General features: G+C 66.7%; 14 protein-coding genes and 1 tRNA gene. 6 read left to right on the top strand and 9 right to left on the bottom strand.

Features of this window, described 5'->3' with window-relative positions; genetic code table 11:
* Positions 1-3 precede the first annotated feature (3 nt).
* Positions 4-519: a signal peptidase I gene (gene lepB / locus APAU_RS04090; protein WP_040344885.1), complete on the bottom strand. Its 516-nt coding sequence runs from the start codon at positions 517-519 to the stop codon at positions 4-6.
* Positions 520-672: 153 nt separating this feature from the next.
* Between lepB and APAU_RS04085 the strand changes: the two genes are divergently transcribed.
* The 6 genes from APAU_RS04085 to APAU_RS13265 all read left to right on the top strand — a co-directional run bounded on the left by APAU_RS04085 (position 673) and on the right by APAU_RS13265 (position 4,480).
* A complete protein-coding gene (locus APAU_RS04085; protein WP_006300421.1) occupies positions 673-1,134 on the top strand; it encodes a nitrophenyl compound nitroreductase subunit ArsF family protein in 462 nt (153 codons plus the stop codon).
* The gene (locus APAU_RS04080; RefSeq protein ID WP_006300420.1) at positions 1,131-1,802 is read left to right on the top strand and encodes an urease accessory protein UreH domain-containing protein; all 672 of its coding nucleotides are present in this window, start codon (positions 1,131-1,133) and stop codon (positions 1,800-1,802) included. Before APAU_RS04085 ends, APAU_RS04080 begins: the two co-directional genes overlap by 4 nt.
* Positions 1,803-1,829: 27 nt before the next feature.
* Entirely contained in the window at positions 1,830-2,534 is a 705-nt protein-coding gene (locus tag APAU_RS04075) for a DUF554 domain-containing protein (RefSeq protein WP_006300419.1), read from the top strand.
* 327 nt (positions 2,535-2,861) lie between these two features.
* A tRNA-Val gene (locus tag APAU_RS04065) sits at positions 2,862-2,936 on the top strand.
* 216 nt (positions 2,937-3,152) lie between these two features.
* Positions 3,153-3,851, top strand: a complete 699-nt coding sequence (locus APAU_RS13270) for a PDZ domain-containing protein (RefSeq protein WP_006300417.1) — start codon at positions 3,153-3,155, stop codon at positions 3,849-3,851.
* On the top strand, positions 3,848-4,480 hold the full coding sequence (locus APAU_RS13265; protein WP_006300416.1) for a GNAT family N-acetyltransferase: 633 nt from the start codon (positions 3,848-3,850) through the stop codon (positions 4,478-4,480). Before APAU_RS13270 ends, APAU_RS13265 begins: the two co-directional genes overlap by 4 nt.
* 133 nt (positions 4,481-4,613) lie before the next feature.
* Here the strand turns inward: APAU_RS13265 and APAU_RS04050 are convergent, their stop codons facing one another.
* The 8 genes from APAU_RS04050 to APAU_RS04015 all read right to left on the bottom strand — a co-directional run bounded on the left by APAU_RS04050 (position 4,614) and on the right by APAU_RS04015 (position 12,431).
* Positions 4,614-5,555, bottom strand: coding sequence for a DMT family transporter (locus tag APAU_RS04050; protein WP_006300415.1), 942 nt, complete (start codon positions 5,553-5,555; stop codon positions 4,614-4,616).
* A gap of 3 nt (positions 5,556-5,558) precedes the next feature.
* Positions 5,559-6,053: a GNAT family N-acetyltransferase gene (locus APAU_RS12520; RefSeq protein WP_232207809.1), complete on the bottom strand. Its 495-nt coding sequence runs from the start codon at positions 6,051-6,053 to the stop codon at positions 5,559-5,561.
* Positions 6,054-6,080: 27 nt separating this feature from the next.
* A complete protein-coding gene (locus APAU_RS04040; protein WP_006300413.1) occupies positions 6,081-7,367 on the bottom strand; it encodes an adenylosuccinate synthase in 1,287 nt (428 codons plus the stop codon).
* A complete protein-coding gene (locus tag APAU_RS04035; protein WP_006300412.1) occupies positions 7,364-8,380 on the bottom strand; it encodes a divergent polysaccharide deacetylase family protein in 1,017 nt (338 codons plus the stop codon). The genes APAU_RS04040 and APAU_RS04035 overlap by 4 nt, the downstream gene beginning before the upstream one ends.
* Entirely contained in the window at positions 8,380-9,573 is a 1,194-nt protein-coding gene (locus tag APAU_RS04030) for a S41 family peptidase (RefSeq protein ID WP_006300411.1), read from the bottom strand. The genes APAU_RS04035 and APAU_RS04030 overlap by 1 nt, the downstream gene beginning before the upstream one ends.
* A gap of 70 nt (positions 9,574-9,643) precedes the next feature.
* Positions 9,644-10,858, bottom strand: a complete 1,215-nt coding sequence (locus tag APAU_RS04025; protein WP_006300410.1) for a murein hydrolase activator EnvC family protein — start codon at positions 10,856-10,858, stop codon at positions 9,644-9,646.
* Positions 10,859-10,864: 6 nt separating this feature from the next.
* Positions 10,865-11,749, bottom strand: a complete 885-nt coding sequence (locus APAU_RS04020) for a cell division protein FtsX (RefSeq protein ID WP_006300409.1) — start codon at positions 11,747-11,749, stop codon at positions 10,865-10,867.
* On the bottom strand, positions 11,736-12,431 hold the full coding sequence (locus tag APAU_RS04015) for a cell division ATP-binding protein FtsE (protein ID WP_006300408.1): 696 nt from the start codon (positions 12,429-12,431) through the stop codon (positions 11,736-11,738). Before APAU_RS04015 ends, APAU_RS04020 begins: the two co-directional genes overlap by 14 nt.
* Position 12,432 lies beyond the last annotated feature (1 nt).

The following is a 12,432-nucleotide window of genomic DNA, read 5'->3' as shown; positions in this document are numbered from 1 at the left end:
CCCCTACCGAGGGAGGCCGATGCGCGTCAGGGGCCAGTACCGGAACACCACCGGCCCTTTGAGGAAGTTCCGGGGCACGAAGCCCCAGAAACGGCTGTCCTGGGAGTTGGGGCGGTTGTCCCCCATGCAGAAGTAGCTGTCCTTGGGCACCTCCGTGGCCGCCATGGTATAGGTGTCCGAGTTCACTACGTAGGGCTCGTCGATCTGCACCCCGTTGACGTAGACCTTGCCCTCCCGCAGTTCCACCGTCTCCCCGGGGAGCCCGATGATCCGCTTCACGAAGTCCCGCCTCGGGTCCACGGGGTACTTGAACACCACCAGGTTCCCCCTCTTGGGGTCCACCGAAGGCAGGTGGTACCAGAACTTGAGCACCAGCACCCGGTCCCCCGGGTCCAGGGTGGGGATCATGGACCCGCTGGGAATCCAGAACGCCTGCACCACGAAGGTCCGCAGCACCAATGCCAGCACCAGTGCCCAAAGGATCGTCTCCAGAGCCTCACGCCACCACGGTTTCGCCATATCCCTTCCCCAACCTCCCGTCCAACATCCGGCCCAAGGCCTCGGCGCGGCTTGCTGCCGCAAACGCACTCCGTTTATAATGCCCGGACCCAACCATTTCAAGCATCCCCGTCCCTGCGCCCGCCGGGGAGGCTCCCCAAAGGAGGCAGGAGCATGAAGCGTTTTGCGGGGCTCTGCGTCCTTCTCTTCGCGGCCTTCAGCCTGGGCTACGCCCTCCGGGACCTCCAGAATGAGACGCGGCCCCACCCCCTTCCCCCCGAGGAATCTGGAACCCGGGTGGAGGTGATCCTCTTCCGGGGCGGGGGCTACTGTCCCGTCTGCGACGACCTGGAAAGGAACGCCCAGGAGGCCCTCGAAGGCCCCCTCTCGGGGGACGTGGCCGCAGGGCGCCTGTCCTTCCGCAAGCTCTCCCTGGAAGAGCCGGAAAACGAGCGTTACATTGAAACCTACGGCCTCTTCGGCACCACCCTGGTGGTCTCCCTGGTGCGAAATGGCCGGGAGATCCGGTTCCGCAACCTAGAGGAGGCCTATCGCTTGGCCGACCGGCCCGAGGCGTTCCGTCCCTTCTTCCTCCAGGCCCTGGCGCCCTTCCTGAAAGAGGCGGTGGCCCCATGATCCTGGCCGCCTTCACCGCCCTGTGGCTGGGGATCCTGGCCACCCTGAGCCCCTGTCCCCTGGCCTCCAACGTGGCGGCCCTGTCCTGCGTGATCCGGCCGGGAAACCCCCGGGAAGCCCTGATCCAGGGAGGCGCCTACGGGGCGGGGCGGTTCCTGACCCACCTCCTCCTGGGGGCCCTGCTGGTGGGAGGGCTCCTGGACGCCCCGGACCTCTACCGGAACGTCCTGCGGATCCTGGCCAAAGCGGCGGGCCCCCTGTTTCTGGTGGTAGGAGCCCTCCTGCTGGAGTGGCTCACCCCCCACACGGGGGGGAGCCTCAAGAAGGCCCTGGCGGAGAGGATCCCCCCAAACGGCCCGGGGGCCTTCCTCCTGGGGGTGCTCCTGTCCCTGCTCCCCTGCCCGGAGACGGCGGCCCTGTTCTTCGGCGGACTGCTGCCCCTGGCGGCCCGGGAAGGGTCCTCCCTCCTCCTCCCGGGGCTTTTCGGCCTGGGAGCCGCCCTCCCCGTGGCCCTGGCGGGATGGGGGCTTTCCGCGGGAACCCAGGTCATCTCCCGGCGCCTCCGGCGCATCGACCCCCTGGAGACCCTGCTGCGCCACCTCACGGGGGTCGCCTTCCTGGGGGTGGGCTTCTACTTCACCCTGACGCACGTGTATCGCCTTTTCTGATCGGAAACCGGAACAGGAGGAATCCCCTTGAACGAATGGATCCAGCACATCCCCATCTTCGGCAGCCTCGCCAACGCCGCGGCGGTCCTGGCAGGAGGCTCCTTCGGCCTGCTCATGCGCTCCCGCCTCCCCCAGAGGCACGTGGAGACGGCCTTCCACGCCATCGGCCTCTTCACCCTCTTTCTGGGCATCCACATGGCCGCCAAGACCCAGAACTTCCTCGTCCTGATCTTCAGCCTGGTCCTGGGCGCCCTGACCGGGGAGGCCCTGAACCTGGAGAAGCGCCTCGACAACTTCGCAGAAGGGCTCCGGCAGCGCTTCCGCTGCGAGAACGACCGGTTCGTCCAGGGCTTCGTCACCGCCTTCCTGCTCTTCTGCACCGGCTCCATGACCATCCTGGGGGCCATCGAAGAGGGCCTGGGAGGGTACCCCAACCTGCTTTTGGCCAAGACGGTGCTGGACGGCTTCTCCTCCGTGGCCCTGGCCGCGTCCTTGGGCCCCGGGGTGGTGGCGGCGTCGGTCCCCCTCCTCCTCTTTCAGGGAGGCCTCACCCTGGGGGCCCGAGCGTTCCAGTCCCTCCTCTCCCAGCCGGTGATCGACGAGATGTCCGCAGTGGGGGGCATCCTCCTCCTGGGATTGGGCCTTTCCTTGCTGGAGATCCGCCGTTTCCGGGTCCTGAACCTCCTCCCGGGGCTCCTCTTCGCCGCAGCTCTCTCCAGCCTCTTGTCCTGATCCCCCTGGATCGAACCCCGACGGTGGGCTATACTCGATTCGTTAAGGATTTCCGGCCCCTCAAGGGCCGCACGAAGAGGGGGGTGGAGAAAAGGTGCGTCGATTTCGCTGCATCAGCTGCAAGCACGAGTTTGAGGTGGAAGACAAGGAAACCGTCGTGAGGTGTCCCCAGTGCCTGGACCGATTCGTCCAGCTCCTGGAGGGAACCCCGGTGAAGGGAAAATCCTGGGGCAGCAAGAGCTACAGCGTAAAATCCACGAAATGACCTCCAAAGGGGGTTGCGCGAGTCGCCCCTCCATCGTATAATTCCCGATGTTGCAAGGCTTCGGGCGACTAGCTCAGCGGGAGAGCACTGCCTTCACACGGCAGGGGTCACAGGTTCGAACCCTGTGTCGCCCACCAAAAGGATCGGGCCGCGCCTTCGGGTGCGGCCCTTTTTTTGCCCGTGCCCCCGGATCTCGCAAGCTCTCAGAACTCCTCCTCCCAAACCACGCTCCCCGTACGTAAACGCCCTGTAGCCCCCCGAAAAACACCGCCGGTTTCATGAAACCTCGCTGGTCCGGTGGTAGGGTTTTCCCTGTACCCCATCCCAACCTGGATCCGTTAGGAGGAATTCCCTTGCGCCGCATCCTGCTGGTTTCCCTGTTTCTGCTTTCCCTGGCCCCCGCATGTTGGGGAGCCACCCTCTTCACCACCACCATCCGGGAGACCGACACCGGGAAGGTCCAGGACATGATCCTGGAGGTCATGACGGGAAAGAACTTCACCGTCGACGAGGTGGACCCGTACAAGGTGGTGGTGGCCAAGAACTTCGGGGACGGCTTCTGGCTTCCCACGCAGCTCTGCAAGGTGAAGTTCAACATGCTGCAGCGGGACGGCAACGTGCGCCTCCTGGTCAGCGAGCTGGAACTCCTTCAGGGGCAGGTGACCCGGCAGCGGTCCATCGACCACCTGATCCCCCTCATCCAGGAAATCCGCAACAAGCTGGACGGGACGCCGATCGATCAGGTCGTCAACGAGGCGGTCAACCAGCTTCCCGATTCGGGGAACGTGCGGAAGAAGTCCCTGGGAATCGTCCTGGGGGACAGGAACCCCGACGGGTACGTGGCCATCTCTTCCGTGGAGGCGGGCAGCAAGGCAGCCGATGCGGGGCTCGTGGAGCGGGACGTGCTTCTGGAGGTCAACGGTCGAAGCACGAAGGAGATGGACACGGCGGCCCTGAGGTCCTATCTGGCCAACAAGGCCGCGGAGGAGGCCTCCCTGGTACTGGTCTACTCCCGGGGGGGAACCCCGCAGGGCTCGGTGACGATCCGGTGAGCCGCCTACCCGTTCTGGAGACTCCCCGGCTGCTCCTTCGTCCCTTCGCCCTTTCCGACGCCCGATCCGTGCAGGCGCTGGCGGGAGACGCGGCCATCGCGGACACGACCCTTCGCATCCCCCATCCTTACGAGAACGGGATGGCGGAGGAATGGATCGGCACCCACGAGAGGTTGTTCGAATCGGGAGAACAGGCGAACTTCGCCATCACCCGGAAGACGAACCGGGAACTGGTGGGAGCCATCGGTCTGGTGATCGAAGGGGGGGCCGATCGGGCCGAGCTGGGGTACTGGGTCGGCAAGCCCGGCTGGGGGCAGGGATACTGTTCCGAGGCGGGGCGTGCCGTCCTGGCCTTCGGCTTCGGGACGCTGCATCTCCAAAAGATCCATGCCTGCTTCTTCCCTCGCAATCCCGCCTCCGGGAGGGTCCTGGAGAAGCTGGGGATGATCCGGGAAGGGGTGCTGCGCCGACACGTGAAGAAGAACGGCATCTACGAGGATATCGTTGTCTGCGGGATCCTCCGGGAGGAGTGGTTCAAAGAGCCAGGAACGACCAGCCGAAGGGGAGAAGCCGACCGAAAAACCCCCTCCACCGAACCCTGCGACGAGGGGAGAGTCGGAAACCTCTAAGAACCTCTGTCCTTGCCCGCCGGTGCAGGGCCGAACCGGAGGCTCCCGATGCCGCCCCCTGTCCTCCCGCACCAAACGGGGGTCGCCCCTTTCGGTGCGACCCCCTGGGACTGTCCGGAAACGGCAAGGCCCCTCATCCCGCTTCCTCCGCCGCTTCTTCCGCCTCCTCGGGTTCCGTCCTCTCCCGGGAGGGTCCCCTCCAGAGCTCCGATTCTGCCAGCAGCACCCCCGCCAGGAGGATGGCCCCCGCCACCAGTCCCTGTCCCCGAAGCCGCTCCTGCCCCATGAGGATGGCCACCCCGTAGCCGAAGGGACTCTCCAGGGCCAGGAGGATCCCCGCGTGGACCTCGTGGGTGTACCGAAGGGCCACACATTGGACCCCGAAGGGGAACACCGTGGCGAGGAGGGCTAGGAAGAGGATGCTCCGCCAGAGGCCCGGGGTGAAGCGAAAGTCCGGCAGGGGCTCCAGCAGCACCGCCCCCAGGAGAAAGACCATCCCCCCGCAGAGGATCTGGATCGTCGCCACCGCCAGGGCGTCGTGCTTGCGGATGCAGGCGGCGCAAAGCACCACGTGGAGGGCAATGGTCACCGCCATCAGGAGGGAGAGGACGTCCCCTCCGTTGAAGGCCATGCCGGGGGTGAAGGCCAGGACCGAGAGCCCCAGAGAGGTCACCAGGGACCCGGCCAGGGCAACGCGGCTGGGCCAACAGCGATGGAAGGCTGCGGAGACGAAGGGAACCATGGCCACGCTGGTCCCGGCGATGAAGGACTGTTTGGCCGCGGTGCTCAGGGTAAGGGCGTAGATGTGGAGGAGGTAGGAAAGGGCCATGACGAGGGAGAGGGCGTAGACGGGGATGGCTCCCCTCCAGTCGAATCCCCGAAGGTGGCGGCGGAAGAGCACCACCATGGCGGTTCCGGCGATGGCGAAGCGGATTCCCAGAAGCCAAAGGGGGGTGATGGATCGGATGGCCAGGGCCGAGACGGGGTACCCCGCCCCCCACACCGCCGCCACCACCAGGAGGGCCAGGTCCGCCGCCAGCACCTGCCAGGGACGGGGATTCGGCTGGATGGGCATCCGTCAGCCCTCCTCGGAGCCCGAGGCTGCCGCAGAGGCTTCGGGGCGGACCAGGGAAAGGGGAAGCGCCCCCACCCACTCCTCCGCGTCCTCTCCATCCTCGTAGTACGCCGGGATCCGGAGGAGGCGCCGGAAGCCCAGGTCACCGTAGAACTGCCGGGCTCCCTCGTTGGAAAACCGGACGTGGAGGCGCAACCGGTGGCACCCCAGATACGTCCCCGTCTCCCCCAGAGCAGCCAGAAGCTGAAGGCCCACTCCCTGACGCCGGTACCGCAGGTGGACCCCCAGGTTCAGGAGGAGCAGGTCGCCCCGCTCCACCCGCCCCACCGCAAACCCGCAGAGAACCCCCTTGGGGGCCTGGGCACCCAGGTAGAAGACGCCCCCCTCTCCGCGGAGGTCCTGCGCAAAAACCCCGGAGGCCCAGGGGAAAGGTTGTCCCTGGGCCTCGATCTCCACCAAGGCCGCCTGGTCCTCCGGGCGGCAGAAGCGGATCTCCACGGGCAGCAAGGGAGGGGAACCCTCCCTCTAGAGTCCCTGCAGGATGGTGGCTTCCCGGGCGGGTCCCACCCCCACCAGGACGGCCGGGGCCCCGCAGAACTCCTCCATGAACTTCAGGTAGTCCCGGGCCGCTCGGGGCAGATCCTCGGGACGGCGGCACTCCTCCAGCGGCTCGGTCCACCCCTTCAGCTCCCGGTATACCGGCTCGGCGTTCTGAAGGAGCTGCGGGTCGGAGGGGAAGTGCTGGACCTCTTGTCCGTCGATCCGGTAGCCCACCGCCACCTTCAGGGGGTCGATCCCCGTGAGCACGTCCAGCTTGGTGACCGCCAGGCCTCCGAGGCCGTTCACCATGACGGCGTAGCGGAGAGCCACCAGGTCCAGCCAGCCGCAACGTCGGGGCCGACCGGTGGTGGCGCCGTACTCTCCCCCCCGATCCCGAAGCTGCTGCCCCAGATCGTCCAGAAGCTCCGTGGGGAAGGGGCCCTCCCCCACCCGGGTGCAGTAGGCCTTGGCCACCCCGAGGACCCGGTCGATCCGGGTGGGTCCCACCCCGACGCCCGTGCAGGCTCCCCCCGCGGTGGGGCTGGAGCTGGTGACGTAGGGATAGGTGCCGAAGTCCACATCCAGCAGGGTGCCCTGGGCCCCCTCGAAGAGGACCCCCCGTCCCTCGTCCAGGGCCCGGTTGACCTCCAGGGCACCATCACCCAGGAACGGAGCCAGCTCGCCCCCCCAGGCAAGGGCCTGGTTGTAGAGCTCGTCCAGAGCCAGGGGTTTCTCCCCGTAGATCCGGGTGAGCAGCAGGTTCTTCATCTCCAGGTTGAAAGCCAGCTTCTCCCTCAGGGTCTGGGGGAAGAGCAGGTCCTCCATGCGGATGCCCACGCGGTTGAACTTGTCCACGTAGCAGGGACCGATGCCCCGGTGGGTGGTGCCGATTTTCTGGCAGGAACTCCTCTCCCTCTCCCCCAGGGTGTCCAGGATCTTGTGGTAGGGCATCACCACGTGGGAGGTGCGGCTCACCACCAGCCGGGCGCGATCACGCCCCTTCTCCTGAAGCTCCCGCAGCTCCGTCAGGAGCTGGGCGGGGTCCACCACCACGCCGCCGCCGATGACGCAGGTCTTCCCCGGGTAGAGCATCCCCGAGGGAAGCAGGTGGAAGACGTGCTTCTCTCCCCCCGCGATGACCGTGTGCCCCGCGTTGGCCCCTCCCTGGTAGCGCACCACCAGATCCACCCGCTCCGCCAGGGCGTCCACCACCCGCCCCTTGCCCTCGTCGCCCCACTGGGCTCCGATGATCACTTCCGCCTTGCGCTTCATGGTCTTCCTCCTCCTGCCTCCTCCGAAACCAGGCCCATCAGGTCGGGGAGGGTCTCCAGCTCCACACCCGGGGGAATCGCATCCCCTCGGGAAAGACGTTCCAGAAAGTGCACCGTTCGAGGCCGGGGATGGCCGATGAGGATCGCCTGCCCCTTTCGGCGGGCAAGGGATGCCCCCGCCTCGAAGGCGGCACGGATGGCCTCGTCCTCGTCCCTGTGGTCCAGGAAACGATCGTTCCTCGACGTCCGAATCCCCTTCTCCTGGGCCACAGAAAACCCGCAGGAAGCGCCGTTGGTTCGGCTGTCCAGAAAGATCCAGCCGGGACGCGCCTCCTGGAGCACCGAGAGGAACCGCTCCATGGCGACCCGATCCGCCGTGGCCCGAGATCCCCGGTGGTTGTTCACCCCGAAGGCTCCGGGGAGGGCCTCGAAGGCCCGCAGGGACCGTTCCCGGATCACTTCGGCGGACCAGCCCGAGGCCACCGCATAGGGGCCGTCGTCCCCGTCTCCCTGGGCCTGCATGGGCAGGTGGACCAGATAGGGGATGCCCGCGTCCCGGGCGATCTTCGCCGTGGCTGCGGCGTGGGGAGCGTCGGGAAGGATGGCCCAGGTCAGGGGAAGGCCCAACCCTACAAGACGCCTCGCCACCGCAAGATCATACCCCATGTCGTCCACCACCAGCGCAACCCGGCCGACGCCGGAGGGGACGGGGGTGGGAAGGAACAGGGGAGAGGGGGCAGGGGCCGTAGGGGCTGACGCCTCCTGCTCCGAATCCGCAGCCTCCTCGCGCTGCGGCGAAGGCGTCGCGGAGACGGAGGACGCCTCCTCCCGTGCCCCGGAAGGGGTACCCGTCGCGGAGACGGAGACGGGGGGGACAGGAGGGGCCGGCCGGGCGGCCCGGGCGGAAAGCCAACCGGCCCCCGCCCCGAACCCCGCGACGAAGGCCAAAAGGCAGAAGAAAAAAACCCGGAGTCTCCCCCGGGTTTGCGGTTTCTGGGGTGCGGGGGGGCGCATCAGGACCCCTTGGTCTTGGCCTTGAGGATCGCCAGGCCCTTCTGCACCTGCTTATCCTTCTTCAGATCCCGCTGGGGTTCTCCCTCCACCTTCACGTCCGGCACCAGACCCACGTGGTCGATCACCTTGCCGGAGGGGGTGTAGTAACGGGCGATGGTGACGTACATCCCCGCCCCGTCGGGGAGGTTGAATAGGGTCTGCACGGACCCCTTGCCGAAGCTCTTCTTGCCCACCAGCACGGCCCGTTTGCGGTCCTGCAGGGCCCCCGCGACGATCTCCGAGGCGCTGGCGCTTCCCTCGTTGATGAGCACCACCGCGGGAAGGCGGGTGTTCTTCCCCGAATCGGCGTAGAGGGTGTCGTTGGCCTTCTCCACCCGGCCCTTCATGCCCACCACCAGGCCCCCGTCCAGGAAGAGGGAGGCCACGTCCACCGCCGCGTTGAGGAGCCCTCCCGGGTTGTTCCGCAGGTCCAGGAGGATCCCCTTGGCGTTCTTGGACTCCGCCGTCCGGATGGCCTCCTGAAGCTCCGCCCCGGACTTCTGGTTGAAGTGCACCAGGCGGATGTAGGCGTACCCGCCGGGGAGCATCTCCATCCGGGCGGACTTGATGCGGACCACCTCGCGGACCAGGTCGAACTTCAGAAGCTGGTCCTTGCCGTTGCGCCGCACCCAGATCCGGACCTTGGTTTTTGCGGGACCGCGAAGCATCTTGACCACTTCGTTCTGGTCCATGCCCACGATGACCTTGTCCCCCACCTTGACGATCTCGTCCATGGGCTTGAGTCCCGCCCGGTCCGCCGGGGTCCCCTCGATGGGGCTGATGACCAGGGTCTTGCGGTCCTTCTGGCCGATGTAGATCCCCAGGCCCCCGTACTGGCCCTCCATCTCGATGCTCTCTTCCTTGAGCTGCTCCGGCTCCACGAACCGGGTGTAGGGGTCCCCCGTGGCCCCCACCACACCCTTCATGGCCCCGTAGAAGAGCTTCTTCTCTCCCGGTCCCTTGTCCCCGTCCACGTGGTACAGCTCCAGGATGGACCGAGCCTGCTTGAGGATCATCAGGTTCTGGGGGCTGAAAGGCAGTCCCCGGCTGCCGTCCGTGGGGGTTCCGTCCCCCGCGTTGGCCGCCAGGATGCCCGTCACCACCAGGGCTCCCAGGACGACGCCGCACACCATGTCGCGCATCCGCTTCCACATCACGATCCCGAACCTTCCTCCGTCGTCCGGCCCCCGCCCCCTTGGCGGAACCTCGGGCCTTGATCGTTCCTCACTGCAGGTATTTCATGGGGTTGGTGGCCTTGCCGTTCACCCGCACCTCGAAGTGTAGGTGGGACCCCGTGGCCACCCCCGTGGCCCCGATGCGGCCGATCAGATCCCCTGCCTTGACCCGCTCCCCCTCGGACACCTCGATCTTGGAGAGGTGGGCGTACACCGTGGTGAGGTTTCCCCCGTGGTCCAGGATCACCACCTGACCGTACCCCCGAAGCCAACCGCAGAAAAGGGCCTCCCCGCTCTCCGCGGCGCGCACCGGTTCGCCGTGCCGCCCGTCGATGTCGATGCCCGTGTGCATGATCCGAGTGCGGAACACCGGGTGGACCCGCACGCCGAAGGGGCTCATGATACGCCCCCGATGGGGCCACTGGAACCGTCCCCCCTTGTAGTACACCACCGCAGGCTTGTCCTTCTTCAGGGCCGCCAGGCGGCGCTTCTCCTCCATGAGCCGGGTGATGGTGTTGTTCAGTTCCCGCTCCATCCGCAGGGCCTCGTCCAGGCTTTCCATGTGGAGACTCTTCTCCCGGCGCACCCGGGTCAGGAGGACGTTGCGCCGGGTCGTGGCCACCTGGAGTTCCCGCTTCTGGCCCTGCAGCTGCCGGTTCTGATTCTCCAGAAGGGATTTCTGTTCCCGAAGCTCCAGATGCGCCGCGTCCAGGCGGGTTTTGCGGTCCGAAAGCTCCCGGATGAGGCGCTGGTCCTGGTCGGCGATCTTCCCCAACAGATAGGAGGTGGCCAGGGCGTCCCGGGCTCCCGGGGCGGAGAGGAGCAGGTTGAACTCCGCCACCCCGCCGTACTTGTAGATGGTCACCAGCCGCTCCTTGAGGAGGTCCTTCACTTCGCCGATCCTGCCGGAGGTCTTTCGGATCTCCTGGACCAGCTCCCCCATGCGGTTCTGGACCTTGGATCGCTTAAGCTGAAGCACCGTCATGCGCTGCTCCGTGACGGTCACCTGTTGGGCCAGCCCTTCGATTTCCTGGATGACCCCTTTCTCCCTCCCCGCCATCTCCGTGACCTTTTTCTTGTGGTAGGAGATCTGGCCCTGCACCCGATCCAGCCGCTTCTCTTCCTTGCGGAGCTTCTGTTCCAGCTCCTTGGGGGAAGGCGCGGCCCACGCAGGCCCGGAAAGGACGGACCCTCCCAGGGCGAAGCCTCCCCACACCAGCAGAAGACCGGCCAGAAGGGAGCGGCCCGTTCGGCTAAATCGCATGGTCCGCTACAAAGGCCTCAGAGCACGGCGGATGAAGCGCTCCACCGCCATGAGGCTGGCGATGAGGCTCACCGTGGCGCCGGCTCCCACCAGGATTCCCCCGAGGCGCAGGGTCAGCCCCCGATCCTGCAGGAACGGAAGGAAGGGCAGCAGGTCCTTGAGACGATCCAGGGCGGCTCCGTAGGAGACCCCGAGGAGGCCTGCGGCCACCAGGGCCCCGGCGCTGCCCAGGAAGACCCCCTGGACCACGAAGGGAAAGGCCACGAAGGCCGGGGTGGCCCCCACCATCAGCATGATGCCGATCTCCTCCTCCTTGGAGTAGACGGCGATGCGGATGGTGTTGAAGAGCACCACCCCGCTGGCGGTGATGGCCACCAGCAGCATGATGAGGGAGAAGCGACTGGCGAACCGGGAGAGCTTGGAGAGCTTCTCCGCCAGCTTCCCTGCGTAGACCACGTCCTGCACCGAATCCAGAGCCACCAGCTCCCGAGCCACGGAGGACACGTGGGAGGCCCGGACCACCCAGATCTCCAGGCTGGGGGGCAGGGGGTTCTCCCCCAGGAGGGTGACCGCCTGGGCCTGATTGCCCAGCCGAGCCTTGAGCCGCTCCAAGGCCTTCTCGGCGGTGATGATCTCCACGGCCTTCACGCCGGGGAGGCGGCGCACCCGCTGGGCCGTCGCCTCCATGTCCGCGTCAGGCTTCATATAGGCCTGGATGGAAAGCTCCCCCTCCAGGGTCCGCACCACGTGGCGGGCGTTCATGACGAAGAGCACGCTGCTGCCGATGAGGTAGAACACCGCCACGGAGGTGAACAGGGTGAGAAAGCTCAGCCCCCAGTGACGGAAGATGAGCCGGACTCCGTCCCGAAAGGCGTACCTAAAGCTCGCCATCGATCTCGTACCTGCCTCTCGTCTCGTCCCGCACCACCCGGCCCATCTTCAGCTCCACCACCCGCTGGCGGTAGGCATCCACCAGGTACTGGTTGTGGGTGGCCATGAGCACCGTCGCCCCCAGGGCGTTGATGGACAGGATGAGCTGCATGATCTCCTCGGCGGTGTGGAGGTCCAGGTTGCCCGTGGGCTCGTCCGCCAGCAGGATGGAGGGGGAGTTCACGATAGCCCGGGCGATGGCCACCCGCTGCTGCTCCCCCCCGGAGAGCTGGGGAGGATAGAGGAACCGACGTCGCCAGAGGTTCACCCGGTCCAGGACCTCTCCCGTGCGCTCCTTCACCTCCCGGGCGGGCATGCCCAGGACCTCCAGGACGAAGGCCACGTTCTCGAAGACGTTCAGGTGGGGCAGCAGGCAGAAATCCTGGAAGACCACCCCCACGTCCCGCCGGAAGAGGGAAAGGTCCATCCGGCTGATCTTTCTGAGGCTAAAGGCCCCTACGGTGATCTGTCCCCGGCTGGGGACCACCTCCCGGGTGATGGTGCGCATCAGGGTGGTCTTGCCCGATCCGGTGGGGCCTACCAGGTACACGAACTCTCCCTTGGGGATCTCCAGGTACACGTCCTCCAGGGCGGTGATGTCGGGGTGGAAGATCTTCGTGACCCCCGAAAGCCGTATATCCATC

The sequence above is a fragment of the Aminomonas paucivorans DSM 12260 genome (genome assembly GCF_000165795.1).
Lineage (GTDB): Bacteria > Synergistota > Synergistia > Synergistales > Synergistaceae > Aminomonas > Aminomonas paucivorans.
Note: the sequence above shows the minus strand (reverse complement) of the source record. Positions and strands in the feature narration are given on the sequence as shown.